General features: G+C 67.4%; 18 protein-coding genes and 2 tRNA genes. 9 read left to right on the forward strand and 11 right to left on the reverse strand.

The genetic code is table 11. The features are described from left to right. Window positions 1–3: 3 nt before the first annotated feature. From FBZ89_RS22160 to FBZ89_RS22175, 4 genes are all read right to left on the reverse strand, one after another. Window positions 4–960 (reverse strand): hypothetical protein, encoded by a 957-nt coding sequence (locus tag FBZ89_RS22160; protein WP_186457509.1) that lies wholly within the window; start codon window positions 958–960, stop codon window positions 4–6. 65 nt (window positions 961–1,025) lie between these two features. After that, window positions 1,026–3,059, reverse strand: coding sequence for a S9 family peptidase (locus FBZ89_RS22165; RefSeq protein WP_145752259.1), 2,034 nt, complete (start codon window positions 3,057–3,059; stop codon window positions 1,026–1,028). 127 nt (window positions 3,060–3,186) lie between these two features. Beyond that, a complete protein-coding gene (locus tag FBZ89_RS22170) occupies window positions 3,187–4,758 on the reverse strand; it encodes a S10 family peptidase (protein WP_145752261.1) in 1,572 nt (523 codons plus the stop codon). Window positions 4,759–4,913: 155 nt separating this feature from the next. Then, window positions 4,914–5,636 carry an SDR family NAD(P)-dependent oxidoreductase gene (locus FBZ89_RS22175; RefSeq protein WP_145752262.1) on the reverse strand — a complete coding sequence of 241 codons (723 nt, stop codon included), beginning with the start codon at window positions 5,634–5,636 and terminating at the stop codon, window positions 4,914–4,916. 96 nt (window positions 5,637–5,732) lie between these two features. Here FBZ89_RS22175 and FBZ89_RS22180 point away from each other — a divergent pair, with 96 nt between their 5' ends. Then, window positions 5,733–6,125, forward strand: a complete 393-nt coding sequence (locus FBZ89_RS22180) for a winged helix-turn-helix transcriptional regulator (protein WP_145752264.1) — start codon at window positions 5,733–5,735, stop codon at window positions 6,123–6,125. 165 nt (window positions 6,126–6,290) lie between these two features. On the opposite strand, the gene FBZ89_RS22185 is transcribed toward FBZ89_RS22180, so the two are convergent. Continuing rightward, the gene (locus FBZ89_RS22185; protein WP_145752266.1) at window positions 6,291–7,886 is read right to left on the reverse strand and encodes a S10 family peptidase; all 1,596 of its coding nucleotides are present in this window, start codon (window positions 7,884–7,886) and stop codon (window positions 6,291–6,293) included. An 82-nt stretch (window positions 7,887–7,968) separates the two neighbouring features. After that, on the reverse strand, window positions 7,969–8,943 hold the full coding sequence (locus FBZ89_RS22190; protein ID WP_342780643.1) for an NAD-dependent epimerase/dehydratase family protein: 975 nt from the start codon (window positions 8,941–8,943) through the stop codon (window positions 7,969–7,971). 97 nt (window positions 8,944–9,040) lie between these two features. Between FBZ89_RS22190 and FBZ89_RS22195 the strand changes: the two genes are divergently transcribed. The 3 genes from FBZ89_RS22195 to FBZ89_RS22205 all read left to right on the forward strand — a co-directional run bounded on the left by FBZ89_RS22195 (window position 9,041) and on the right by FBZ89_RS22205 (window position 11,960). Continuing rightward, a complete protein-coding gene (locus tag FBZ89_RS22195; RefSeq protein ID WP_145752269.1) occupies window positions 9,041–9,940 on the forward strand; it encodes a LysR family transcriptional regulator in 900 nt (299 codons plus the stop codon). 104 nt (window positions 9,941–10,044) lie between these two features. Next, the gene (locus FBZ89_RS22200) at window positions 10,045–10,896 is read left to right on the forward strand and encodes a 2,4-didehydro-3-deoxy-L-rhamnonate hydrolase (protein ID WP_145752271.1); all 852 of its coding nucleotides are present in this window, start codon (window positions 10,045–10,047) and stop codon (window positions 10,894–10,896) included. A 236-nt stretch (window positions 10,897–11,132) separates the two neighbouring features. After that, complete coding sequence (locus tag FBZ89_RS22205; protein WP_145752273.1) at window positions 11,133–11,960, forward strand: NAD-dependent epimerase/dehydratase family protein; 828 nt, start codon at window positions 11,133–11,135, stop codon at window positions 11,958–11,960. Here FBZ89_RS22205 and FBZ89_RS22210 read toward each other — a convergent pair. The 5 genes from FBZ89_RS22210 to FBZ89_RS22230 all read right to left on the reverse strand — a co-directional run bounded on the left by FBZ89_RS22210 (window position 11,957) and on the right by FBZ89_RS22230 (window position 19,407). After that, on the reverse strand, window positions 11,957–13,387 hold the full coding sequence (locus FBZ89_RS22210) for a S41 family peptidase (protein ID WP_186457510.1): 1,431 nt from the start codon (window positions 13,385–13,387) through the stop codon (window positions 11,957–11,959). The two genes, FBZ89_RS22205 and FBZ89_RS22210, sit on opposite strands and share 4 nt — an antisense overlap. A gap of 152 nt (window positions 13,388–13,539) precedes the next feature. Beyond that, window positions 13,540–15,315 carry an ankyrin repeat domain-containing protein gene (locus tag FBZ89_RS22215; RefSeq protein ID WP_186457511.1) on the reverse strand — a complete coding sequence of 592 codons (1,776 nt, stop codon included), beginning with the start codon at window positions 15,313–15,315 and terminating at the stop codon, window positions 13,540–13,542. Window positions 15,316–15,524: 209 nt separating this feature from the next. Further along, window positions 15,525–18,962: a class I SAM-dependent DNA methyltransferase gene (locus tag FBZ89_RS22220; RefSeq protein WP_145752278.1), complete on the reverse strand. Its 3,438-nt coding sequence runs from the start codon at window positions 18,960–18,962 to the stop codon at window positions 15,525–15,527. Window positions 18,963–19,189: 227 nt separating this feature from the next. After that, window positions 19,190–19,263, reverse strand: a tRNA-Gln gene (locus FBZ89_RS22225). A gap of 70 nt (window positions 19,264–19,333) precedes the next feature. Beyond that, a tRNA-Gln gene (locus tag FBZ89_RS22230) sits at window positions 19,334–19,407 on the reverse strand. A 399-nt stretch (window positions 19,408–19,806) separates the two neighbouring features. Between FBZ89_RS22230 and FBZ89_RS22235 the strand changes: the two genes are divergently transcribed. From FBZ89_RS22235 to FBZ89_RS22255, 5 genes are all read left to right on the forward strand, one after another. Then, entirely contained in the window at window positions 19,807–20,841 is a 1,035-nt protein-coding gene (locus FBZ89_RS22235) for a Ppx/GppA phosphatase family protein (RefSeq protein WP_145752280.1), read from the forward strand. Between the two features lie 139 nt (window positions 20,842–20,980). Next, window positions 20,981–21,709, forward strand: a complete 729-nt coding sequence (locus FBZ89_RS22240; protein WP_145752281.1) for an RlmE family RNA methyltransferase — start codon at window positions 20,981–20,983, stop codon at window positions 21,707–21,709. Between the two features lie 234 nt (window positions 21,710–21,943). Then, window positions 21,944–23,419, forward strand: coding sequence for an IMP dehydrogenase (gene guaB / locus FBZ89_RS22245; protein ID WP_145752283.1), 1,476 nt, complete (start codon window positions 21,944–21,946; stop codon window positions 23,417–23,419). Between the two features lie 101 nt (window positions 23,420–23,520). After that, the gene (locus FBZ89_RS22250; RefSeq protein ID WP_145752285.1) at window positions 23,521–24,912 is read left to right on the forward strand and encodes an RsmB/NOP family class I SAM-dependent RNA methyltransferase; all 1,392 of its coding nucleotides are present in this window, start codon (window positions 23,521–23,523) and stop codon (window positions 24,910–24,912) included. A gap of 121 nt (window positions 24,913–25,033) precedes the next feature. Beyond that, entirely contained in the window at window positions 25,034–25,618 is a 585-nt protein-coding gene (locus FBZ89_RS22255; RefSeq protein ID WP_145752287.1) for a GNAT family N-acetyltransferase, read from the forward strand. The last annotated feature ends 8 nt before the right edge of the window (window positions 25,619–25,626 follow it).

A 25,626-nucleotide genomic window follows, 5' to 3' on the forward strand; every position in this document is an offset into this window, starting at 1 on the left:
GGATTATTTCGCCGCTGGAGTCCCGCCGTCCGGGGCGAGGATGCTGGCCTTGAGGCTGTCCAGCATGTGGGTGGCGATGGTGGCGCGCTGCAGGCTGCCCACCGCGTCCGGGGGGACGGAATAGAGCCCTTCCAGGTAGGCCCTGTCCGCCGGGCTCAGCGACCGGACCCGCTGTGCCGATGGGCAGGCGTCGGTGAACAGGCTCAGGATGCTGGGCAGCGGGTTGCACTGTCCCACGGCGCTGGCGGGCTGGGCCAGGACCAGCATGGCCAGATAGTCGGCCAGGCTGCCGAACGTCTCCCCCTCGATCTTGGTGGTGTCCACGATGACGACGATGTTGTCGAAGACGCTGGCCATGTCGTGGGAAAGCCGGCTGCCGCCGTTGCCGTGGAACTGTTTCCTCAGGGGATCGTCGGGGTTCATGCCCGGGGCGTAATAGGGGTCGTCCACCACGGTGACCGCGCCGTCGCGCACGGCCGTCACGTACCAGGCCTGGATGGCCTGGGTGACCTTGCTCACGGTTTTGGTCTGGTTGACGAAGTGATAGCCCAGCAGGAATGAGCGTTTGTCCGCGACGGCATCCATCACGGCCTGGGGCGCGTCGGAGAAGATGATCTCGATATCACGCTTGCAGCCGTCCCGCGTCGGCGCGCCCACTTGCCCCGCCACCGTCTTGATGCGGGTGGTGAGGAAGGCGGCCACGTCGGCCGGCACGTTGATCGCCTCCGGACAGACGGGACGTTCCCACCGGGTCAGCTGGTTCAACCGGGGGGAGGGGTGGCCGTGGTCCTGGACGAAACCTTCCGTCGCCTGGGTCAGCGTCTCGGCGGTGAAGCGGTTGCCGGTGATGGTGACGGTGGGTGGGCTATCGGTTATGGCGGGCGTATCGGCTGCGGTTTGCGCCGCCGCCGGCAGGGATAGGGGCGGCAGGGATAAGAAAAGAAGCAGGGCCGCCGCCATGCCCGCCCGATGTGTCCCTGTCCGTCCCACCGCCATACCCATCACCCCTTTGTCCCGTTACACGCTTACTTCGCCGCCAGCGCCGCCTGCAGTCCCGGCGTGAACTGCGCCCCGTCGGGCACGGTGATGGTGGAGCCCTTGAAGGCGGCGCCGAAGGGTTCCGCCCGGCCGCCCAGGCAGGCGCCCAGGAACTGTTCGGCGGCGGCGTTGAAGGCGATGCTGTTCTCCGGCCGGGCGAAGCCGTGGCCCTCGTCGGGGAACAGGATGTAGGTGACGGGGATGTTCTTTTCCTTCATCGCCTTCACGATCTGGTCCGACTCCGCCTGGTTGACGCGGGGGTCGTTGGCGCCCTGGCCGATCAGCAGCGGCTTTTTGATGTCCGCCGCCTTGAACAGGGGGGAGGCGTCGTGCAGCAGCTGGCGGCCGTCCTCCGTGGTCGGGTCGCCCATGCGCTTGTAAAACTGCTGCTTGCCCGCCTCCCAATAGGGCGGGATGGTCTTCAGCAGGGTGGCGAGGTTGCTGGGGCCCACGATGTCCACGCCGCAGGCGAAGGCGTCGGGGGTGAAGGTCAGGCCTGCCAGGGTGGCATAGCCGCCGTAGGACCCGCCCATGATGGCCACCTTGTCCTTGGTGGTGATGCCCTGCTTGACCGCCCAGTCGACGGCGTCGATCAGGTCGTCATGCATCTTGCGGCCCCATTGCAGGTTGCCGGCGGTGATGAAATTCTTCCCGAAGCCGGTGGAGCCGCGATAGTTGACCGACAGCACGGCATAGCCGCGGTTGGCCAGCCACTGGTGATAGCCGTTGTAGCCGTAGCCGTCGCGCGCCCAGGGGCCGCCGTGGACGAACAGCACCAGGGGCAGGGGCTGGTCGGGATGCCCATCGCCCTTGCCGTCTGTGCCCGCCGGCAGGGTGAGGTAGGAAACCAGCGTCAGCCCGTCGCGCGCCTTGATCTCCACCGGGTGCATGGCGGCAAGCTCCGCGCCCTCCAGCTCCGGCCGGTTCACGAACAGCTTAGTCAGGGTCTGGGCCGCGCGGTCATAGCGGTATGTCGCTGCCGGCGCCGTGACGGGGTCCACCACCACGGTCCAGGCGCTGTCGTCGTCGGTGCGGCTGGTGATGTGGATGTCGCCCTTCAACTGGGCCTTCAGGTAGTCCAGATCACCGCCGATCTTGGGATCCAGCGCCGTCCATTCCGTGCGCACGTATGTGGCGGCATAGGCCTGGACCACGCCGGTCTTGGGGTCGGTCAAGGTCTCGCTGATGTCGGCCTTGGAGCTTTGCCCCACGATGCGGGTGGCCCCGGATGCCGCGTCCTGGGCGATCAGGGCGGCGGTGTCGCGGTCGCGGCTGTCGATCCAGTACAGGGTCTTGCCGTCATCGGTGTAGCCGGCGGGGGCGGTGCTCAGGCTGTCGTCCAGCCCCACGCTGGCCACCGGCGTCGCGTCGATCTTGTCGCCGGCCATGCGGAAATAGTCGGACCCGCCGTCGGGCCGCGACTTGGCCGCCAGGCGCAGCTTCAGGGACTCGTCCGCCACGAAGCCGGCGTAACCCTCATTCTTGAACACCAGGGTCAGCTTGCCCGTGGGCAGATCCAGGCTGTAGACGTCGAACCACTTGGGGTCACGGTTGTTCAGGCCCACCAGGATGCGGTTCTTGATGCGCCGGCTGGTGCCGACGATGTCCACGCGCGTCTTTTCCTGCGGCGTCAGGGTGCGCTGTTCGCCGGTGACGACATTCACGCCGTACAGCACGAAGTTCTCATCCCCGCCCTTGTCGTTGACGAACAGGATCATCTTGGCGTCGGGCGACCAGAAATGCTGGCGGATGGGCCGGGTCTTCTCCGCCGTCAGGGCCTTGGCCTTGGTGGGGTCCCCGGCCGGGGCCACCCAGATGTTCATCACGCCGTCGCGCGGCGCGATCCAGGACAGCCACTTGCCGTCGGGGCTCAGCTTGCCCTGGGTACGGCTGGGGTTGCCGAAGAATTTGGCGCGCTCGATCAGGGGGGCGGCCGGGCTGGTGGCCGGCGGGGGCGGGGCCGCCGCCGCGAGAGAGGTGGTGCCCAGGATCACGGCCAGCGCCAGAGCGGCAGAACGCATCGCTTACCCCCAATCGTTGTTGGCCGCCGGCATCCCCGGGGGAACGCCGGCGGCGGAATGGACCGAAGATGGGGCCAAGCCCATCACCGGGCAAGTGCCTGTTGGGCCAGGGTAAAGCGGTCCGCTCTTATGCGCCGCCCGAGGTAGCCTTATCGTAGAAGGCATCCAGATCGACGACCAGCTGCTTCAGCGCATCCGGGTTCAGGTAGATCATGTGCCCGGACGGATAGTACTTGAACGTCACATTCTTTCGCTGCGCCGGTTCCAGCGCCATGTGGTTGATGTCGTACTCCGTGTTGAAGAACGGTGTCGCCATGTCGTAATAGCCGTTCAGCGACAGCAGCTGCAGGTGCGGGTTCTGGCGCATGGCCAGGCTGAGGTCCAGCGCCACGTCCGGCACCTCCAGCTTGCCGACGTTCGGCACCTTGTGGTGCCAATCCCACTGGTCGTTGGCCTCGTCGGAACCCGGGCGGTACTCCAGGTCCGTCTTGTAGCCCAGGTCGCCGGCCAGGTAGGCGCGCAGGCTGGAGATGAAGGCGCTGTTGATGGCGCTGTCGGACGGGTCGTACTCCGGTCCCTCGCCGGCGGCATCGGTGTCCACGCCCAGGAAGCGGCTGTCGAAGCGGCCCACCGTCTGCCGCTTGTCGCGCAGCAGTTCCTTCTGGAAGCGGAACAGATCGATGCGCAGCTTGGCCCGCTTCAGGTAGTCCGCCGACAGGCCGGTGAAGGTGGCCAGCTGCTTGGCCACCGCATCCTCCTCCTCCGCCGAAATGGTCTGGCCCTTGGCCAGGGCGGCGGCGTAGGGGCCGCGTGCGAAGACCCGCGCCTGTTGTACAAAGGCGGCCAGGTCGGCCGGCTTGTTCGGGATGCGGTTGTGGTACCAGGCGGTGGCGGCGTAGCTGGGCAGGAAGGCGATGTAGCCCTCGTCATAGCCCGGCTGCAGGATGCCGTAGTTCAGGATGGACGAAAGCAGGATGACGCCGTTCAGATCCATGCCGTCCTGCTGCAGCCGGTTGGACAGGGCCGCCGACCGCGTGGTGCCGTAAGACTCGCCGAACAGGAATTTGGGCGAGTTCCAACGGTTGTTGAGAGTGACATAGCGGCCGATGGCCCGGGCGAAGCCGTCCACGTCCTGGTCCACGCCCCAGAAGTCCTTGCCCTTGGCCTCGCCCAGGGGGCGGGAATAGCCGGTGCCGATGGCGTCGATGAACACCAAGTCGGTTTTGTCCAGCAGACTGTCGTCGTTGGCGGTGAAATTGTAGGGCGCCGGCGCGTTGCTGTCCGGGCTGGCCGTGCGCACGCGGATGGGCCCGAAGGACCCCATGTGCAGCCACAGGCTGGCCGAGCCGGGACCGCCGTTGTAGAGGAAGGTCACCGGCCGCTTGGCCGCCGGCGCGCCCTCGGCCGTGTAGGCGACGTAGAAGACGCTGGCCGTGGGCTTGCCGTCATTGTCGCGGATGGTCAGGGTGCCGGCCGTCGCCTGGTAACGGATGCTCTTGCCCTTGATGGTGACGGTGTGCGACGTGGTCTTGGCCATCTCGGTCACCGGGGCGCGGGCGGTGGCCGCCTCGATCTGTTCCGCCACTTTGCCCTTGGGTGCGTCGTCCTCGCCCCCCTTGTCCTTTTTGTCGTCAGCCCATCCGGCCACGGCGACGGAAGTTAGAAGCACCGCCGTCAACGCCACGATCGTCTTACGCATCCCCAAGCTCCCTGTTGCGGGTTGTCATCAAATTGTTTGATGTTTGATGACAAGCCCGCTGTCCAGCCCGTTGCGCTGGGGAGCGACATGATGCCCTGGGGCGGACGCCGCGTCGGCGAGGGTCCGCGCCCATGTCGTTCGGCAGACGGCGCGGATCAGACCTGCGCCATGCCGCCGTCGACCGGCAGCTCGGCCCCGGTGATGAAGCTGCTTTGGTCGCTGGCGAGGAACAGCGCGGCCGAGGCCACTTCGTCGGCACGACCCATACGGCCGAGCGGGATCAGCTTCATCAGCGTCTCGCGCACCTCGTCGGATGCCGCCGCCATCATGGCGGTGTCGGTTGGTCCTGGTGCTACGACGTTGACGCGGATGTTGCGGGGCGCCAACTCGTTGGCCCAGGTTCGCGCGAACGAGCGCACGGCGGCCTTGGTTGCCCCGTAGACGCCATAGCCCTTGGTGCCGATCGCGTCGGCGATCGAGCCCACCAACACGATCGAGCCACCATCCGGCATGATCGCCGTCGCAGCCTTGGCGGCGAACAGCAGCGTGCGCACGTTGAGGCCGAAGGTCCGGTCGAAATGATCCTCGGTGATGTCGTCGAGGGTCGCGAACTCGGAGATGCCCGCGTTGACGGCGAGCACGTCCACTCGTCCGGCCTCGCTGCTCACCGCCTCGAAGAAGGCGGCGAGCGCCGTCAAATCGGCAGCATCGACGCGGCGCGCGCGCAGCCTGCCGGCCCCAAGCTCAACCTCCCCCTCTTCGGCGCGGCGACTGGTGGCGTAAACTGTGGCGCCTTCCGCCGCGAACCGCTCCGCGATGGCGCCACCGATGCCGCCATGGCCGCCAATCACGACGGCGATTTTTCCTGAAATGCTCATACGTCCTCACATCGCTGGTGATGACGAACAGATATCTTTTCTATATCTAATTACAAGAACGCACCTGATGGTGCTCAGATATCGAGGTGTATACCCATGTCCAAGGACGTGCTCGAACTGCCGCTTGATGTCACCGCGACGCGGCCCATTCTCGAACAGATCGCCAACAAGTGGACGGTGCTGATCCTGAGCGTCCTCTGCACGCGGCCGGCGCGGTTCAACGACCTCAAGCGCCGCCTCGACGGCATCACCCACAAGGCTTTGTCTGAGGCATTGAAGCGTCTGGAGCGTAGCGGCCTCATCAGTCGCAAAGTCCTGCCGACGCAGCCTATCGGTGTCGAGTACACAATTACCGATCTTGGCTGCTCGCTACGCGAACCCTTTGCCGCCCTTTACAATTGGTCGCTCGCCAACGGCTCCGCGCTGGAAAAAGCGCAGCGTGCCTATGACGTCTCGAGAAGGGACGGAGGGTTGGAAGGGGAGATTTAGAGTAGATCACCGAAAGGTGAAGTCGCCTTTCGGCGTGAAGCTGCCCGCAGACAGACTCAGCTATAGCCGGCTGCGTCTGATTTGATGCAGACGGCTATAGCAACCAGGGGGCATGCCGCCTCCTTCGCACCCTCCGGTGGGGGCCGCCCCGGCGTCGGCGCGATCCTACGGTGCGGCAGGGGCGGCCTTGTCATAGAAGGCGTCCAGGTCGGCCACCATCTGCTTCAGGGCGTCGGGGTTCAGGTACACCATGTGACCCGAGGGGTAGTACTTGAAGGTCACGTTCCGGCGCTGGGCCGGTTCCAGCTGCATGTGGCCGATGTCGTATTCCGTGCCGAAGAAGGGCGTGGCCATGTCGTACCAGCCGTTCAGCGACAGCAGTTGCAGGTGCGGGTTCTGGCGCATGGCCTGCGCCAGGTCCAGGGCCACGTCCGGCATCTCCATCCGCCGGTTCTCGATCTTGTGGTGCCAGTCCCACTGGCCGATGGCGCCGTCTGCGCTGCGGCGGTAGTCCAGGTCGGTCTTATAGCCCAGGTCACCGCTGATGTAGGCACGCTGGCTGGAGATGAAGGCGCTGGTGACCGCGTTGGAGGAGGCGTCGTACTCCGGCCCCTCGCCGGCGGAATCGATGTCCACGCCCACGAAGCGGCTGTCCAGGCGACCCACCGTCTTGGCCTCGTCGCGCAGCAGCTCTTTGCGGAAGCGCTGCAGGCTGACGCGCAGCTTGGCCTGTTTCAGGAAGGGGACCGACAGGCCGGTGTAGGCCGACAGCTGCTTGGCCACCGCGTCCTCCTCCTCCGGGGTGATGTCCTGGCCCTTGGCCAGCGCCACGGTGTAGGGGCCACGCGCGTAGTCCCGCACCTTCTGCAGGAAGGCCGGCAGGTCGGCGGGCTTGTTGGCGATGCGATTGTGGTACCAGGCGGTGGCGGCGTAGCTGGGCAGGTAGGAGACGAAGATGTTGTCGAAGCCCGGCTGGCGGATGCCGTAGTTCAGGATGGACGACAGCAGCACGACGCCGTTCAAATCCATGCCGTCCTGCTGCAGCCGGTTGGCCAGCGCGGATGAGCGGGTGGTGCCGTAGGACTCGCCGAACAGGAATTTGGGCGAGTTCCAACGGTTGTTGATGGTGACGTAGCGGTTGATGGCGCGGGCGAAGGCGTCCACGTCCTGGTCCACGCCCCAGAAGTCCTTGTCCTTGGCGTCGCCCAGCGGGCGGGAATAGCCGGTGCCGACGGCATCGATGAAGACCAGGTCGGTCTTGTCCAGGATGCTGTCCTCATTGGCGGAATAGACATAGGGCGCCGGCGGGGTGTTGTCCGGCGCGCTGGTGCGCACGCGCACCGGCCCCAGCCCCATGTGCATCCACAGACTGGCGGAGCCCGGGCCGCCGTTATAGAGGAAGGTCACCGGCCGCTTGGTCGCCGGCGCACCCTCCGCCGTGTAGGCGACGTAGAACACGCTGGCGGTCGGCTTGCCGTTGTCATCCCGGATGGTCAGGGTGCCAGCGGTTGCCTGGTAGCGGATGCTCTTGCCACGGATGGTGACGCTGTGGGCGCTGCTCTTGGCCGTTTCCACGATGGGCGCGCGGGCGGTGGCCGCCTCGATCTGCTCCGCGATCTTGCCGGCCTTGGGCCCGTCCTCGCCGCCCTTGTCTTTCTTGTCCTCGGCCCAGCCGTGGGTCGCCACGCCGGTCATCAGCACGGCGGCCAGCGCCGCCGCCACCCATTTCGCCGTCCGGTTCGCCCCTGCCATCTTTTTCATTCCCTGCTCCTGCCCATGGATTTTGTATCCAATAAAAATTTGATGGTGGAAGCAGGTACGTTTGTCCAGCCCTGACCCTGCGTTACGCCGGCAGGCAGCCCGCGTCCGTCAGCGTCGTGGCCACGGCCTGGTCCAGCGGCGTGTGCGGTTCCGATCCCAGGAAGGCCTTGAGCTTGGCGTTTTCCAGCCGCACCGGCCGCTGCCACAGATAGCGCATCTCGCGCACCTCGCGGAACATGGTGACGAAGGGCGATGCCAGGGTCACCAGCCACCAGGGGAAGGTGGTGATCGTCGGCTGCCTTCCGCCCCGTGCCACCACCACGCGCTGGATGGCGCGGGCCATGTCCACGCCCGGCTCCAGCCAGTGGCCGCCGAAGTGGAAGGTCTCGAACGCCGCCAGGTCGCTTTCCCGCGCCAGCAGGCGGGCCACCGTTTCCGCCACGTCGGGCAGGTAGGCCCAGGCGTGGCCGACGTGATGGGGGCCTGGGTAGGGGATCGCGGTCACTGTCTTGCCGGGCTTCACCAGCCCCTGGCTGAACCAACTGCCGCCGGCATGGGGCCCGAAGAAGTCGCCGCAGCGCAGGATCAGGACACGTGCGCCCTCCTGCGACGCCTGGCGCAGCCGGCGCTCCAGCGCCACGCGGATGCCGCCCTTCACCGTGACGGGGTTTTGGGGCGATTCTTCGGTGAGGTCGGGCAGGGCATCCGGCCCGTAATTGTAGACCGTGCCGGGCAGCACGATGCGGGCGCCGACGGCCTTGGCGGCGGCGATGGTGTTGTCCATCATGGGCAGCACCAGCTTGTCCCAGTCCTTGTAGCCTGGCGGGTTCACGGCATGGACGATGACATCGGCGCCGGCGGCGGCCCGGGCCACGTCGTCGGCGTTCATGGCATCGCCCTGGATCCACTGGGCGGTGGCCAGGTCGGCGCGGCCGCCCCGCCCCCTGGCCAGGGCCTTCACCGTCCAGCCATCGGCCAGCAGGCGGGCCGCCACGGCGCCGCCTACGCCGCCCTTGGCCCCGATCACCAGCGCCGTCTTGCCGTTCATCTTCGCCATCTTTTCCTCCGTCCGCGTCAGTGCGATGCCGGGAAGGTGACGGGTCGGGGCATTAAACGGAATTGCGTAATGCTGTTGAATAGATATACATAAATTTATGACTAAGCAGGAGCCCGGCTGGGAACTTTATCGCTCCTTCCTGGCGGTGCTGCGCGAGGGCAGCCTGTCGGCGGCGGGGCGCGCGCTGGGGCTGACCCAGCCCAGCGTCGGCCGCCATGTGGAGGAGCTGGAGCGCGCGTTGGGCGCCAGCCTGTTCACCCGCTCCCCCCAAGGCCTGACGCCGACCGAAACGGCACTGGAGCTTCGCACCCATGCCGAGGTGATGGCCGCCGCCGCGGCCGCCCTGCTGCGCGCGGCGTCAGGACCGGCCGATGAGGTGGCGGGCAGCGTGCGTGTCACGGCCAGTGTGGTGGTGGGGGTGGAGGTGCTGCCCCCTATCCTGACCGCCTTCCGCCGCGACCATCCCAAGGTGGCGATTGAGCTGTCCCTGTCCAACGAGACGGAGGACCTGCTGCGGCGCGACGCCGACATCGCCGTTCGCATGGTGCGCCCCACGCAGGGCGCGCTGGTGGCCCGGCACTTGGGCGTCATCGCGCTGGGGCTTCATGCCCACCGAAGTTATCTGGAAACGCACGGCACCCCGGCCAGCTGGGACGATTTGGCCAACCACAGCCTGATCGGTTTCGATACCGAAACGGCTGTCATCCGCACCCTGCGCGCCCGGGGGCGGTATTTCGGCCGTGAGCATTTCGCTTTCCGCGCCGACAGCGACGTGGCCCAGCTGGCCGCCATCCGCGCCGGTTTCGGCGTCGGCATCTGCCAGGTGGGGCTGGGGCGGCGGGACCCCGATCTGGTGCACCTGCTGCTCGGCACCCTGGGCTTCGACCTCGACACCTGGCTGGTCATGCATCCGGACCTGAAGTCCAGCCGGCGCGTGCGTCTGCTGTACGATCATCTGGCGCTGGGCTTGGCGGATTATATCCGCAACGGCCAGTAACGCGGGGGGCGCCATGAAAGGATCGGCATTGCCAGCGGTGTCAGATTGGAAGAAAACTGCGACCGCTAACAGAGCGCCTTTCTAATCAGGGACAGGACTTCCCCATGAAGCTGCTGCGTTACGGCCCGGTGGGCCAGGAGAAACCCGGCCTGCTGGATGCCGCCGGCCAGATCCGCGACCTGTCGGGCCATGTGGCCGACATTGGCCCCGCCCAGCTGTCGGCCGAGGGCTTGGCCGCCCTGGCGGCGCTGGACATCGCCAGCCTGCCGGTGGTGTCCGGTAGCCCGCGCCTGGGCGTGCCCTACACCGGCATCGCCAAGTTCCTGGCCGTGGGCCTGAACTACGCCGACCATGCCGCCGAATCCAACCTGCCCCTGCCCAAGGAGCCGGTGCTGTTCACCAAGGCCATCAGCTGCCTGAACGGCCCCAATGACGATGTCGTGCTGCCCAAGGACAGCGTGAAGAGCGATTGGGAGGTGGAACTGGGCATCGTCATCGGCAAGACCGCCCGCTACGTTGATGAGGCGGACGCCCTGGGCCATGTGGCCGGCTACGTCCTGGTCAACGACGTGTCGGAGCGTGAGTACCAGATCGAGCGCGGCGGCACCTGGGACAAGGGCAAGGGCTGCGACACCTTCGGCCCGGTCGGCCCCTGGCTGGTGACGGCGGACGAAATCGCCGACCCGCAGAACATCGACCTGTGGCTGGACGTGAACGGCGCCCGTCGCCAGACGGGCAACACCAGCACCATGATCTTCGGCGTGGCGACGCTGGTCAGCTACATCAGCCGCTTCATCACCCTGCAGCCGGGCGACCTGATCACCACCGGCACCCCGCCGGGCGTGGGCATGGGCGTGAAGCCGGAGCCGGTGTACCTGAAGGCCGGCGACGTCATGCGCCTGGGCTCCGACCTGCTGGGCACGCAGCAGCAGACGGTCGTGGCCTGGCGCCGCTGAGCCTTTCGAGCCGCGTTCGACGCTCGGCGGCATGGGGCTATGACCCATGCCGCTGTAGGCCCCAAGTGGGGCCGCCGGAAGTTTCCGGGGAACGTAGTGGACTGGAAACTGAGGAAGCCAAGCCGACGGATGTCGGCGCCCGGCGACTGAGGGGACGTTTGAGCGGTCACGATCAAACGTCGCTGGTATAAGCGGGGGCGGGGCGACCTGTCCCCGTTTTGCCGTGAGGGGCCCCCATGCGCATCCTGGTCACCGGTTCCTCCGGCCCGCTGGGCGCCGCCATCGTGCGCCAGGGGCTGGCGCGCGGCTGGGCGGTCACGGGGCTGGACATCCGGGCGGGCGCCACCACCACTATCGAGGCCGACGTGGCGGATGCCGACGCGCTGGCCCGGGCGGCCGAGGGCCAGGACGCCGTCATCCACGTGGCGGCCCTGCACGCGCCCCAGGTGGGGCGGCTGCCAGATGCCGACTTCCACCGCGTGAACGTCCAGGCGACGGCAGCGCTGCTGCGCCTGGCGGCCGAGGCCGGGGTGGGGCGCATGGTCTACACCTCCACCACCTCCCTCTACGGTCACAGCCTGGTGCCGTCGCCGGGCGGCCTGGTCTGGGTGGATGAGCAAACGCCCGTCCGGCCGCGCGACATCTATGACCAGACCAAACAGGCGGCGGAGGACCTGTGCGTCCAGGCCGGGTCCGCCTTTCCTCAGGGCCTGGCCATCCTGCGCATCGCCCGCTGCTTTCGTGAACCGGCGCCCCTCCGGGCCGCCCATCGCCTGCACCGGGGGCTCAGCATGGTAGACGCGGCGGCGGCCCATGTGCACGCGGCGGCGGGGACCGTGCCCGGAACCTTCCTCATCTCCGCCCTCACCCCCTTCCGGCGGGATGAGGCCGTGGCGCTGGCGACGGACGCGGCGGGCCTGATCCGCACCCGCCTGCCTCGGGTGGCGGCCCTGTTCGAGCGCCGGGGCTGGGCCCTGCCGGCGCGGCTGGACCGGGTGTACGACGCCGGCAGCGCGGCCACCGTGCTGGGCTTCCGCCCACGCTTCGATTTCTCGCGTCTCTAGGGCGTGGCGCCCGCCGCCTTGGCCAGCCAGGCGCGCTCCCCGGCGTCATCGGCCGGGTTCCCCGTCCAACTCAGGCCCGGGGTGGGGTGGTAGCTGACGTTGGAGCCGCGCGGCCGCTCCACCCAGGCCTTGTGGCCAAACGATATCCCGGCATGGCCAGAGGGCAGAGGCGCCTTGGTCATTTCCATGAAGATGGTGTCGGCGTCGGTCTCAGTGCCCGCTTGGCGCACGTTGGGCAGGGCCAGGAACAAATCCACCAGATCCAGGCAGGCGGACACGCAGGCGCCGTCGGTCAGCACGATGACCTGGCCGCGCAGGGGGTTGGGCGGCGGGCGCAGGGGCTGGTTCCGGCCGGGGGCCTCTTCGGTGAAGGTGGTGCGGCCGGCGGCGATGGCCTCGTCATAGCGTGCCAGCAGGCGCCGTAATATGGCGGCGCTGCCGGTCTGGACGTTGATCTCCTTCATCTGGGGCAGGTAGGCGGCGAGCTGGTCACGATTGAGGCGCGACGCGCGATAGACCACGGGCCCCAGGTCGGGCTTGCCGGCATTTACCATATCCGCGCCCCACAGCAGATTGGCGAGAGCGTACGCGAAGTCTCCGCTTCCGCCCGTGTTGCCGCGCACATCGACCACGACCGTCCGTGCCCGGCGCATGGCTTGGAGATGGGTCTTCACCGCCGTCAGGGTGCGTTTCCATGCCTGATCGCTGGCCATGTCCGGCGCGCCGATCCACCAGCCGTCCTGGCCCCAGCGGCTGAGGCCAAACTGCGCGCGGGCGGGCGGTGCGGGCCTGCTATCCGCCTTCGTCGGACGGTAAGTCAGGGCGTAGGAGCTGGCTGGGCCGCCACCGGACAGGGTGAAGGTGCAGGCTTTCAACGGCGGCAGGAACAGGCTGCCCTCACCGGCCCACAGCAGCCAGAAGGCGTGGCGACGGCGTTGGGAGTCGAGGGTCAGGTCCTGTCCGTTGCGCTCTTGCCGATCATGGGCCAGGGCGGTGGCGGGCACGCCGTCGCAGGCTACCAGCTGGGCGCCGGCCGGGGGCAGGGCCGTGTCGGGCGGATGGTCGGTGACGATGTAGCCGCCGCCGGCCCATGCCAGATTGAAGCCGGGCCAGATGTAGGGACGCTTTAGACGTCCGGGGTCCTTCAGCCAATAGGCGCCGATGTGGCTGTCGCGGAAGCCGCCAGCGTAGAAGCGCAACAGGTCGAAATAGGTCAGTTCATCCCGCACGGCGGGCAGCAGCTTCTTGGCTTCGACCCGCCCGGTTTCCAGCCAGGCGCGGAAGGGGGCGCTGTCCTTCGCCACCACCATGGCCGGATGGTTGGCCACCAGGATGTCATGCATGGCGTCCAGGTCGGTTTCCGCCGTCCGCCGCCAGTCATTGGCATCCGCCGCCAGCGCGGATGTCGTCCAAGCGGCCACCATCATCAGGGCGGCCGCCGCATTCCTACCTAAATGCCCCCCGCCTAAACGCCCCCCGCCCATACACCCTATGCCCACGGTCATCCCCCACTCCTGGTTGCCGATGGCAGTGTGCCGGGGGCGGGTTTTGCCCTCAAAGGCTTAAGTGTCGCAAAGCCTCACTCCCCCGCCGCCATCTCGATCACATCGGCGGCATCGTCCAGGCCCCGGCGGCGGGCGGCCTCGGCCGGTGTCTGGCACAGGGGGTTGCGATAGGTGGGGTCGGCGCCGAAGGACAGCAGCAATTCCGCCAGCTCCACCGCCGTCTCCTGGTTATCCGGCAGGCAGAACAGGCCAGGCTCGCCCGGCCGGTCCTGGCGGTTGGCGCGGTCAGGCTCCTCGGTCAGCAACTCCCGCAGCCGGTCGACCTTGCCCGCGAAGCATAGCCCTCGGAAATTACGGCTGTGCCCGGCCAGGAAATCCACCATATCCCATTGACCATGATAGACGGCGTGGGTGAGGGGGCTGCCGCCATAGCGCCCGTCGAAGGGATCGACCTCCGCGCCCCGGGCGATCAGCAGCCGCGCCACCTCCACCGCGCCGGCATGAGCGGCGAAATGCAGGGCGCGGCAGTTGTGGTCATCGGCCACGTCGGGCGACATGCCCAGGTCCAGCAAGACCGCCACCATGTCGGTGCGACCGGTGTTAAGGGCGACCTTCATCGGGGCGATGGAGCGTAGGAACTCCGGATGCGCCTGGGCCAGCCGGCGCAGGGTGGCGCTGTCGCCCGTGGCGACGGCGGCCACGAACACCTCATCCTCGGTCAACTGCGGACGTGCCGCGCCGTGGCGCACCAGCAGGTCCACCATGTCGGCGTGGCCGCCCATGACGGCATGCTTCATGACCGGCTGGCGGGAGTAGAAGTTGACGTCGTCGGCCTTGGCGCCATGCTCCAGCAGCCATTCCGCGCGGCGCGGGTGGTTGCTGGCCACCGCGTTGCCCAGCAGATAGGCGACGGCGCTACGGGACTTTTCCCCGCCCAGGGCCTCGGGCGCGGGGCCGGTCCACTTGGGCGTCTCTCCCCGCCGGGCCGATTCCGCCCACAGGAACTCCAGCCAGAAGGTGGAATCCTCCCGCAGCGAGGTGTTGTACAGCGCCTGGGCCGCCAGCGGGTCGGCGCCGCGGTTGATCAGCAGGCGGGCGAAGGCCTCGGCCTGAGGGTGGGGGGCCTGGCCGCCCTCACCGTCGCCGATGACCCCGACCAGGGGCGTGAACTCGGGGCTGTCCGACCAGCCGGCGTCCGGGTCGGCGCCAGCGTCCAGCAGCAGGGTGGCGATGGCCAGCGCGCCGGTCTCCTGGGCGGTCTCCAGGGTGGCCTCCAGGGTGGCCTCCAGGGGCAGGCGCGCATAGGCCAGGTGGGCCAGGGGCGTCCAGCCGTCGAAATCGCTGCGGTCGCGCGCCAGTCCGGGGTCCTTGGCCAGGAAGGCGCGCACCGCGTCCAGGTCGTGCGCCGCCACGGCGGTGTGGATGCTGGCCCGCGCGATCTCCGGATGCCGCGCCAGCAGGCGGGCGGCCACGATGCCCCGGCTGCCGCCATCGCGCTCATAGTCGCCCCATTTCCGGGTGGCGGGATTGGTGCCGTAACGGTTGACCGCCTTCTCCAGGAACAGGCGTACGCGCTCTTCCAGGGTGCGGGCGCGGTCGGCCACCTCTTGTGTGAGGGCGGCCCAGGTGGGGAAGCCATGCTCCCGCGCCAGGGCGTGCTGCACCTCGCGCAGCTTGGGCGCCGTGGCATGACCCGGGAACACCATGAGAAAGCGCGCGACGGCGTCGGCCTCACCGGTGCCGATCGCCTTCAGCCAGCGCTTGGCCTCGCGGCGCAGGCCATCGACGCTGGTGCGGGCGCCCAGGGTGCGGGCCGCCAGGGTGCGCGATGATGGGGTGTGAGAAGACATGGGGTGACCTTCCTTCCGAATATCGCCCGATGTCCGCTTCATGGGGCCGGAAGAAGGGATATGTGAGGGACGGTCGAAACCGACTGGGTGGAGGCCAGGCCCCCTTGCCGCGGACAGGTGGCGCCCCAATGCGCACTGGCATTGAGAAGACGTCGAACGCCGCCGGATGTCAACGGGGTGGAAGGACGCGGGAGGCCGTTTGGCTGGACTTACGTCAGGTATCGTGAATGGTCATGGTCCAGCCGCCGTATTTGGCCCAGATCCGCCATGACCTGCAGCACCTCCGCCACCCGGTCACGCTTGGCGCGAGTAAACAGCCGCGCCAAGTCTTCCGCCCGGGCCGGTTGATCCTGTGCGGCCAACGCCCACCTCAGGACACCCACTTGCTCTGGCAGCATCTTGGGCCAGGGGCGGCGGGCTGTTGCCGCCGCCAGCGGCATGGCCTCACCGATGTCCAGATTGCCCTGGACGGTGATGCTGTCGGGTGCCTGATATTCCGGCCGCAACCAGCGGACGTGGCCAGCCTCCTCCTCAGCCGCACGCCGGCGATTCAGCACCACCAGCCGTTCCAGGATGGCCTCATCGTCCAGATCGCGCGGCCAGCCGTAGGCGGCGGCGACCACCCGGTCCAGTTGGTCATGCAGGTCGACCAGAGTGCTGCCCAGCGCCTGTTCGTTCAGCTTTCGGAGGTTGTCATCCAGGGGCCGGCCGCTGCGGATGGCTTCCACCACGTTGTACATACCGGTCAGGGTCAGATCCGGATGCAGGGCTTTCTGCCGCCAACGGTGACGATCGATTTGTTCGGCGACATCGCGGATGCGCTGACGGGTGGTGTGGTCGCAGTCGGGAAAAGGGAAAGGGTCGAAGCAGCGGGTTTTGACATAGACGGGATCGTTGCCTTGGCCCAGATGTCCGCCCGCAGCCAAGGCCCAAACAACGTGAATACGGCTTGAGAGAACGCCAAGAATGAAAGCATCGTCGGATGCGACGTTCAGGAGCTTGTTGTCCGGGAGGACCGATGCGTCGAGGAAAACGAACACTCGATGCTTTGCGGTCTCGACGGTTGATATATATCTTCTGAGATTTTTAATTCCGTTTCGGAGTTCTGTGTTTTTTCTTCCAAACAACCACCAGTTTTCGCGACGATATGTTTCATTGTTGTGGTCACGTTCCGGTTTAACTCTCTCCAGAATCCATTGGAATAGATCAGGAAATCGGTCTTTCACTTCCTGTGCATGAAGCCCATGGAGATCAATGGCCATTAAGTTGCGAGATTTTCCAGCGAGATCTCTTCCATTTAGATACGGCTTAATGTGTTGCTCTATGCCGCCAATTCGTCCAAGTCCAAGTCGACGGCTTTCTTCAAAAGTCAGGATGAAGCCAGCCCCATGAAGAGCGACGCCTCTTGAAGATAAAAGGCCATTGGCAATTAAAGGAGCGGCTGCGGAAACGTTTGCTCCAATTCTAAGGGCCGCAGTGATCGTGCCTCGGCGCTCCCTAGTTTCAATGGCGATATCGCCATGTCCCGTCGGCTTCTCACCAATCACCTCAACCAGGCGACCGGGCTCCTTGCCCCGCTCCGCTACAGTCATTGCGATGCGCACGGCGGCCGCACCCGTGCCGTCGGCCCAGGGGTGGTCTGGCACGGCGTAGACCAGGGACAGGGGCGTTTTGCCCTCCAGATGGGCCTGGACAATGCGTCGGCTGAACACTTGGTTCAGACTGTTGGTGGTGATGAAGCCGAAGCGGCGGGTGCGGCCATCGATTACCGCCTGGGCCGCGCGATGCCACCAGTACATGACGTAGTCGGCGGAGGCCGGTAGGTCCTTGTAGGTGGCCCAGAGGGCTTCGGTATAGCCGTCGCCGAGATCGGCGCGCAGGTCCTTGCCAGCAATGAAAGGTGGGTTGCCCACGATGAAGTCCGCTTCCGGCCAGGATGCTATCTTGGGCTGGATGTAGCGGTACTGCTCCACCCGGGCGGCCTCGTCGGGCACCTGTTCGCCGGTGATGGGGTGGGGCTTGAAGGTTTTGCCGTCCCAGCGGCTGATGGGTCGTTGTTGGGCGTCGCGCTGAAGCTCCTCCCGCTCCCAGGATAGCAGGGCGTCGCACTGGCGGATGTTGGCGAAATTGCGCAGCACCGGCTGGGCTGGCAGGGTCTTGCCCCGCGTGCGGAAATGCCATTGCAGATAGCCGATCCATAGGACCAGTTCCGCGATGACGGCGGCGCGGGGGTTTTTCTCCAGGCCCAGGAACTGGTGCGGGTCCACCGTTTCGCCCTGGATGTCCAGCCTGTCCTGGCGTTCCCCCAGGCTGGCCATCAGGTCCAGCACCTCCCCTTCAAGGCGCTTCATGTGTTCCAGCGCGACGTAGAGGAAGTTGGCCGAGCCGCAGGCGGGGTCCAGCACGGTGACGGTGCAAAGTTTGTGGTGAAAGGTCCGCACCTCCGCCAGCGCTTCCGCTGGCCGCCCACTATCCGACAATAGCAAGGCGGCGGCCTTCACATTGTCCCAGTCTTCCCGCAGTGGTTCGATGACCGTCGGAAAAACCAGGCGCTCAACGTAGGCGCGCGGGGTGTAATGCAAGCCGAAGCGATGCCTTTCATCGGCATCCAGCGCGTTTTCCAGGAGCGTGCCGAAAATGGCGGGTTCCACATCCCGCCAATCGGCCTGCGCCGCCTCCAGCAGCAGACCGAGCTGCGCCTGGGTGAGCGGCAGGGCGTCGGCGTTGTGAAACAAGCCGCCGTTGAAATGCAGCAGATCTTCCGCCAAGGCTGGGGAGAAGCCCCCCTTGTCCATGGTCCGCCAGAGGTCGGTCGCCATGGGGCGGAACTTGTCCGGCTTGTGCCGTAGTTCCCGGAGCAGCCCGGTGAAGGACTCGGGCGGCAATAATTCCACATCCTCCGCGAACATGGTGAACAGGCAGCGCATCAGGAATTCTGCGACGGTGCGGGCGTCATGGTCGCGTTCCAGCGATTTGGCCAACAACGCCAGGCGTTGGGCGATTTCCCGCGTCGCCTTGGCCCGCACCTTGGTGGGGTCGAGGGAGGAGGGGTTCTGCCAGACGGCGCGGAGGCGGGCCTGGATGTCCGGCCGGGCCAGATCGTCCATGCGGACCCGGTAGGACGAGGCATCGGGGAATTGGGTGTAATGCTTGCCCGTCAGCGTGAAGTCGGCGAACAACTCGATGGAGTGCCCCACATCAACGACCACCAGGAAGGGTGGATAACCTTCTATCGATGGCAGGGCGCGGGCATAACTCTCCGCCTGGCCCCGTGCCTTGATCATCGCGTCGTCCCAGCGATGGGTGCCGCGTGTCGCCCGGCCCCGGGCGGCAGGTTTGGCCGGCTTCTCACTGAACAAGTCAGGCCCGTCATGACAGGCGCGGGAGACCAGTTGCTTCGCCTCAAGGACGAAACAGCCTCGTTTGTAGAGATCGATACGACCGGTGCTTTGGCTCTCGTCCGGATGATGGAAGATCACCCGACGTTCGAAGACGTAGGCGTCAGCCTCCGGATCACCCGTGGCGGGATCGGGGCGGGGAAGGTCCAGTGCATCGCAAAGGCCGGTCAGAAACAACCCATAATTAGCGATCTCGGATCCGCTGACCCCATTCCAAGTCGCGATGAAAGCGGCCACGCGGCCGTCCATTCCCTTGTTCTCCAAGGCTTGCCCCCACGCGTCCCCATTGCGCCGCCCTGGGGCGCGTCGCGCGGTACTATGACTCGCATAAGTAGTTTATCTCAATTGAAATGATTCTATAAATTGCCGAAACAAAAGTTCAAACACGCTTTCCGCGAGTTGCGGGGCTCGGTTCCGAGGGCGGCAAATGTCATGCCGGGGGCTGCCGACAATATGTTGCTGAGAAAGGAGCCGTTTGGCTGGGGGACTTGGATTCGAACCAAGGTTGACGGAGTCAGAGTCCGTAGTCCTACCGCTAGACGATCCCCCAGCAGGACGGGCCGCGATGGCGCCTGGATGGGCGCCGGTGCTCAGGCAAGCGGAGCTGTCGCGGAAGAAATTGGCTGGGGGACTTGGATTCGAACCAAGGTTGACGGAGTCAGAGTCCGTAGTCCTACCGCTAGACGATCCCCCAGCAGAACGAACGCGGCGGCGCAGGCCACCATGTCCGTCGGACGGCGCGGCTTATAACACCCCTCTTTGGGGATGTGTAGCCCTTTCTTGGAATTTTTTTGACGGTGCGGTCAGGGAGCGGCGCCTGGGAACGGTGAGGCGAAACGGCGATGCAAGGCCCATCCATGGTCGAATTGCGGGGCGCAGACGCGTGCGCGAGGGTGGTGGTGCGGCGACGCGCTCATAGTCTAGAGTAATCCCTGTGTGCCGCAGCGGCGCCGGGGCGCCCCCGAAGACCATCCGGTCCAGGGCGGCTGACCGGGTGCCGGCTTGGCGGCGATGATGCCCCCGAGGGGGCGTACCTGGTGGTTGTGCCTGACGGGCGTGTCCGCTGGGTGTGACGGAAAAGGCTGGTTCGGCGATGAGTGAGACGGGCGTTCAGCCCCTGCCGGAAACCCGCGCCCCCCGGGGTGCTGGCCCGGGTGAGCCTGTGCGGCGGCCGGTTCTGGCCGCGTTGGACCTGGGCACCAACAACTGCCGCCTGTTGATCGCCCGCCCGGGGCGGGAGGGCTTTCGCATCATCGACGCCTTCTCCCGCATCGTGCGGCTGGGGGAGGGACTCAGCCGCACCAACGCCCTGTCGGACGAGGCCATGGCCCGCACCGTGGCGGCCCTGAAGATCTGCGGCAACAAGATGCGCCGGCGCGGCGTCACCGACGTGCGCGCCGTGGCGACGGAGGCCTGCCGCCGCGCCGCCAACTGCGGCACCTTCATTGATCGCGTGGCGGAAGAAACCGGCATCCGCATCGAGATCATCACGGCGGAGGAAGAGGCGCGGCTGGCGCTGGCCGGTTGCGCCGCGCTGTTGAACCGCCGCATCCCCCGCGCCCTGGTGTTCGACATCGGCGGTGGCTCCACCGAGATCATGTGGCTGTCCTTCAACCGGGGCCGGCCCGCCCTGATCGACCAGGTTTCCGTGCCCCAGGGCGTCGTCAGCCTGACGGAGACCTTCGGCGGCGACCGCGTGCTGCCCGAGGCCTATCGCGGCATGGTGGACACGGTGGGCGCCGCGCTGGCCGACTTCGACGCCCGCAACGACATCCGGCGCGAGGTCGCGGCCGGCCGGGTGCAGATGCTGGGCACCTCCGGCACCGTCACCACCCTGGCCGGCATCCGCCTGGGCCTGACCCGCTATGACCGGTCGCAGGTCGATGGTTCCTGGCTGGGACTGGAGGAGGCGCGGGCCATCAGCAAATCGCTGCTGTGCCTGGATTATGCCGGCCGCTCCGCCCATCCCTGCATCGGCCATGACCGGGCCGACCTGGTGATCGCCGGCTGCGCCGTGCTGGAGGCCATCTGGGAACGCTGGCCGGTGGAGAATTTGCGCATTGCCGACCGGGGGGTGCGTGAGGGGATCCTGACGGAGCTTATGGCCGCCACGCGCGGCCGTAGCTGAACCAGTCATGGCCGCCAAGCGCGGCCGGGGCTGAGGTTTCGCTTGCCTTTGGGCGTGGCGGCACCAATATGCGCCGCTTCGAATCGATGCCGAGAGATGACGGGGCCGTGGGCCCGGTCCGCCAAACCGGGTGATTATCATGACCAAGTCCAAGGGTACCGGCAGCCAGCTCAGCGGTCGCGGCCTGACCGTGCGCGTGAAAACGGCGGCCAAGCGCTCCGTCTCCTCGGCCCGCTGGCTGGAGCGCCAGCTGAACGATCCGTATGTGGCGGAGGCCAAGAAGCGCGGCTATCGCTCGCGCGCGGCCTTCAAGCTGCTGCAGCTGGATGAGAAGTACCACCTGCTGAAGCCCGGCACCCGCGTGGTGGACCTGGGTGCCGCCCCCGGTGGCTGGACCCAGGTGGCGGTGGAGAAGGTGCGCGGCGCCAAGGTCGTGGGCCTGGACATCCTGGGCATGGAGGACGTGCCCGGCGCCATCACCATGCAGATGGACTTCCTGCTGCCCGAGGCGCCGGACCAGCTGAAGGCGGCCCTGGGCGGCCCCGCCGACGTGGTGCTGTCCGACATGGCGGCCCCCACCACCGGCCATCCCAAGACCGACCATTTGCGCATCATGGCCCTGGCCGACGCGGCCTACGCCTTCGCGGCCGAGGTGCTGGCCCCCGGCGGCGCCTTTGTGGCCAAGCTGTTCCAGGGCGGGGCGGAGCGCAGCCTGCTGGACCTGCTGAAGCGGGACTTCGCCGTGGTCCGCCATGCCAAGCCGCCGGCCAGCCGCGCCGACAGCTCGGAAACCTATGTCGTCGCCACCGGCTTTCGCGGCACGACCACCCGGCGCGACGATGACGCCGCCGAGGGTGACGAGGACTGAATCCCTACCTTTTCCACCCTGTGAGGGGTGAGGCTAACGCAGGCCTGCCATCGCGGATTTGACCCATATCTGGTGGGTTCACAACTGACGGCCCGCGTGTATAGTGCATCGAACCTTAAGCCCTGGATGACGCGGCCGGCCCCATGTGTGGGGGCGGACGGGTCGTCCCATACCCGTATCTGACGCCCGGGCCCGCCTAAAGTCCCATGGCCGGCCCGCCTAGGGAGATGGTTCATGACCCGTGCGCTCCAAATCCGCGAAGCCCTGACCTTCGACGACGTCCTGCTGGAGCCCGCGGCGTCCAGTGTGATGCCGGCCGAGGTGGACACCCGCACGCGGCTGACCAAGACCATCGAACTGGGCATCCCCCTGATGTCCGCCGCCATGGACACCGTGACGGAATCGGCCCTGGCCATCGCCATGGCCCAGGCCGGCGGCATGGGCGTGATCCATCGCAACATGGATATCGAACGCCAGGCCGAGGAAGTGCGCCGGGTGAAGCGCTTCGAATCCGGCATGGTGGTCAATCCCATCACCATCGCCGCCGACGCCACGCTGGCCGATGCCCTGGGCCTGATGGCCCGCTACCGCATCTCCGGCATTCCGGTGGTGGAGAATGGCGCCGCTGGCAAGTTGGTCGGCATCCTGACCAACCGCGACGTGCGCTTCGCCACCAATCCCCGCCAGCCGGTGTCGGAACTGATGACGCATCAGAACCTGATCACCGTGCGCGAGGGCGTGGGCAAGGATGAGGCCAAGCGCCTGCTGCATACTCACCGCATTGAAAAGCTGCTGGTGGTGGACGACAGCTACCGCTGCATCGGCCTGATCACGGTGAAGGACATCGAGAAGGCGCAGTCGCACCCCAACGCCTGCAAGGATGAGAAGGGCCGCCTGCGCGTCGCCGCCGCCACCGGCACCGGCCCGGACGGCCTGGCCCGCGCCGAGGCGTTGTTCGACGCCGGCGTTGACGTCCTGGTGGTCGACACCGCCCATGGCCATTCCAGCAAGGTGGCCGACCAGGTGCGCGCCGCCCGTGCCCTGTCGAACTACACCCAGGTCATCGCCGGCAACGTCGCCACCGGTGACGCCGCCCGCGCCCTGATCGATGCCGGCGCCGACGCCATCAAGGTGGGCATCGGCCCGGGGTCCATCTGCACCACCCGCATCGTCGCCGGCGTGGGCGTGCCCCAGCTGACCGCCGTGATGGACGTGGTGGACGCCTGCCGTGAGCGCGGCATCCCCGTCATCGCCGACGGCGGCATCAAGTATTCCGGCGACCTGGCCAAGGCCATCGCCGCCGGCGCCGACGTCGCCATGCTGGGCAGCATGTTCGCCGGCACGGACGAAAGCCCCGGCGAGGTCATCCTGTACCAGGGCCGCAGCTACAAGAGCTATCGCGGCATGGGCTCGGTGGGCGCAATGGCCCGCGGCTCCGCCGACCGCTACTTCCAGGCCGAGGTCACCAACACCCTGAAGCTGGTGCCCGAGGGCGTGGAAGGCCGCGTGCCGTACAAGGGCCCCGTGGGCAGCGTCATCCACCAGCTGGTGGGCGGCCTGCGCGCGGCCATGGGCTACACCGGCAACGCCACCTTGGCCGGCATGCAGCAGAACTGCCGCTTCGTGCGCATCACCAACGCGGGCCTGCGCGAAAGCCACGTCCACGACATCCAGATCACCAACGAGTCGCCGAACTACCGTCCGGGTTGATTTCGGACGGCGTTATGCCTTGATGATGAAGAGCCGGCTGGGTTTCACCGGGAACCCTAGCCGGCTCTGCTGTTTATGATCCAAAAGAAGAAGTCTCACCCATGACCCCGACCGCCCGCCTGCAGGCGGCCATCGACCTTCTGACTGAAGTCCTGGCCACGCCGCGCCCCGCCGATGCCGTGGCCAGCGCCTTTTTCCGCGCCCGCCGCTATATCGGCGCCAAGGATCGCACCGACGTGGCGGAAAAGGTCTATGGCATCCTGCGCCGCTGGGCGCGCCTGCACTGGTGGCTGAACCGCGCCGGCTATGGTGGTGAGGGCCAGCCGGCGGTGGACGCGCGCGCCCTGCTGATCGCCGATGAGCTGCTGACCCGGGGCCGTAGCGCGTCTTCCGTGGCGGAGCATTTCAACGGCGGCAAGTTCGCGCCGGCACCGCTGGAGGCGCATGAGCGCGCCCTGATCCAGGCGTTGGAAACCCACACGCTGGACCATCCGCAGCAGCCGGACGCCGTGGTGGCGGAGGTGCCGGACTGGGCGGCGGATACCCTGCGCAACGCCCTGGGCGACCGTTTCGTGCCGGAGATGCAGGCCATGCTGGGGGCGGCCCCCATGGACCTGCGCGTGAACCCGGTGAAGGGCACGCGGGAGCAGGCGCTGGCGGCCCTGGCCAAGGCCGGTGTGCAGGCGGAGCCCACGCGCATCTCCGCCCTGGGCATTCGGGTGCGCAACCGCTTCCCCATCGCCACGCTGAAGGCCTTCCAGGACGGCCTGCTGGAAATCCAGGACGAGGGCTCGCAGCTGGTGGCCTTCGCCGCCAACCCGCAGCCGGGCCAGCAGGTGGTGGACTTCTGCGCCGGCGCCGGCGGCAAGACGCTGGCCATCGCCGCCATGATGAACAACAAGGGCCGGGTCGTCGCCTGTGACGTGCTGGACGGCCGGTTGAAGCGGGCGCAGGAGCGGTTCCGCCGGGCCGGCCTGCACAACATCGAGACGCGGCCCATCAAGTCCGCCCGCGATCCCTGGGTGAAGCGGCACAAGGGCCGTTTCGACCGTGTGGTGGTGGACGCGCCTTGCAGCGGCACCGGCACCTGGCGCCGCAACCCCGACGCCCGCTGGCGCCAGCTGGGCCCGGGCCTGTCGGAGCTGCTGCCCCTGCAGGCGGAAATCCTGGACAGTGCCGCCCGCCTGGTGCGCCCGGGCGGCCGGCTGGTCTACGCCACCTGCTCCCTGCTGCCGGAGGAGAACCAGGACCAGGTGACGGGCTTCCTGGCCAGCCATCCGGACTTCACCCTGCTGCCCATCACCGAGGCCTGGCCCGAGGACATGGGCACCCCGCCCAGCACCAACGGCATGCTGTCGCTGTCGCCGGCCCGCCATGACACCGATGGTTTCTTCGCCGCCGTCATGGTGCGCAAGGAGGCTGCCCCCGGTGCCGTCGCCGCTGACGAGCCGGAGGGGGCGGAAGAGGCGTGTGAGGACGCCGTCGAGGCCTGACCGCCCGCCCAATCCCGTCCTCTCGCCACCGTCCCTGTTCCGTTTGGCGCGTCCCCCTCTGGCGGGGCGCGCGCTTCTGCGGCAGGATGGTGCGGACGGTAACGGGAACGAGGGGCGGCCCATGGCTCACGGTCCGGCGGAAATCGGTTTGGTGCGGCCTGCCACGGTGGCGGACGCCGCGGCCATCGCCCGCGTCCACGTCGCCAGCTGGCGCACGACCTATCCGGGGCAATTGCCCGACGATTACCTGGTGGGCCTGTCGCCCGAGGCGCATGCCGCGCGCTGGCGCGGCCTGTTGGCCGGGCGCCAGCGCCGCACCTTCGTCGCCATGGGGGAGAACATCGCCGCCGACGGCCTGCCGGCCACGGGCGTGGTGGGCTTCGCCACCTGTGGCCCCCAACGCACTGAGATGCGGGGATACGAGGGCGAGTTCTACGCCATCTACCTCTACGACCACGCCCAGAACCAGGGCCACGGCCGCCGCTTGATGGCCGCCATGGCCACCGAACTGATGAGTTCGGGCATGCGCTCCGCCTGCGTCTGGGTGCTGCGCGACAACCCCGCCCGCTGGTTTTACGAGCGCCTGGGCGGCAGCCGCCTAGCGGAACAGCCCATCACCTTCGCCGGCGCCCGCCTGACCGAGGTCGCCTACGGCTGGCTGGATTTGGCGCCACTCGCCCGGCTGTCATCGTACAGCGAGAGGTGAGCGGGTAG

This window comes from Nitrospirillum amazonense (genome assembly GCF_007828045.1).
GTDB lineage: Bacteria > Pseudomonadota > Alphaproteobacteria > Azospirillales > Azospirillaceae > Nitrospirillum > Nitrospirillum amazonense_C.

Excerpts from the sequence above, each read along its gene's own strand:
- FBZ89_RS22160 (WP_186457509.1), bottom strand. The coding sequence starts at position 960 with ATGGCGGCGGCCCTGCTTCTTTTCTTATCCCTGCCGCCCCTATCCCTG.
- FBZ89_RS22165 (WP_145752259.1), bottom strand. The coding sequence starts at position 3,059 with ATGCGTTCTGCCGCTCTGGCGCTGGCCGTGATCCTGGGCACCACCTCT.
- FBZ89_RS22170 (WP_145752261.1), bottom strand. The coding sequence starts at position 4,758 with ATGCGTAAGACGATCGTGGCGTTGACGGCGGTGCTTCTAACTTCCGTC.
- FBZ89_RS22175 (WP_145752262.1), bottom strand. The coding sequence starts at position 5,636 with ATGAGCATTTCAGGAAAAATCGCCGTCGTGATTGGCGGCCATGGCGGC.
- FBZ89_RS22180 (WP_145752264.1), top strand. The coding sequence starts at position 5,733 with ATGTCCAAGGACGTGCTCGAACTGCCGCTTGATGTCACCGCGACGCGG.
- FBZ89_RS22185 (WP_145752266.1), bottom strand. The coding sequence starts at position 7,886 with ATGAAAAAGATGGCAGGGGCGAACCGGACGGCGAAATGGGTGGCGGCG.
- FBZ89_RS22190 (WP_342780643.1), bottom strand. The coding sequence starts at position 8,943 with ATGGCGAAGATGAACGGCAAGACGGCGCTGGTGATCGGGGCCAAGGGC.
- FBZ89_RS22195 (WP_145752269.1), top strand. The coding sequence starts at position 9,041 with ATGACTAAGCAGGAGCCCGGCTGGGAACTTTATCGCTCCTTCCTGGCG.
- FBZ89_RS22200 (WP_145752271.1), top strand. The coding sequence starts at position 10,045 with ATGAAGCTGCTGCGTTACGGCCCGGTGGGCCAGGAGAAACCCGGCCTG.
- FBZ89_RS22205 (WP_145752273.1), top strand. The coding sequence starts at position 11,133 with ATGCGCATCCTGGTCACCGGTTCCTCCGGCCCGCTGGGCGCCGCCATC.
- FBZ89_RS22210 (WP_186457510.1), bottom strand. The coding sequence starts at position 13,387 with ATGATGGTGGCCGCTTGGACGACATCCGCGCTGGCGGCGGATGCCAAT.
- FBZ89_RS22215 (WP_186457511.1), bottom strand. The coding sequence starts at position 15,315 with ATGTCTTCTCACACCCCATCATCGCGCACCCTGGCGGCCCGCACCCTG.
- FBZ89_RS22220 (WP_145752278.1), bottom strand. The coding sequence starts at position 18,962 with ATGGACGGCCGCGTGGCCGCTTTCATCGCGACTTGGAATGGGGTCAGC.
- FBZ89_RS22235 (WP_145752280.1), top strand. The coding sequence starts at position 19,807 with ATGAGTGAGACGGGCGTTCAGCCCCTGCCGGAAACCCGCGCCCCCCGG.
- FBZ89_RS22240 (WP_145752281.1), top strand. The coding sequence starts at position 20,981 with ATGACCAAGTCCAAGGGTACCGGCAGCCAGCTCAGCGGTCGCGGCCTG.
- guaB (WP_145752283.1), top strand. The coding sequence starts at position 21,944 with ATGACCCGTGCGCTCCAAATCCGCGAAGCCCTGACCTTCGACGACGTC.
- FBZ89_RS22250 (WP_145752285.1), top strand. The coding sequence starts at position 23,521 with ATGACCCCGACCGCCCGCCTGCAGGCGGCCATCGACCTTCTGACTGAA.
- FBZ89_RS22255 (WP_145752287.1), top strand. The coding sequence starts at position 25,034 with ATGGCTCACGGTCCGGCGGAAATCGGTTTGGTGCGGCCTGCCACGGTG.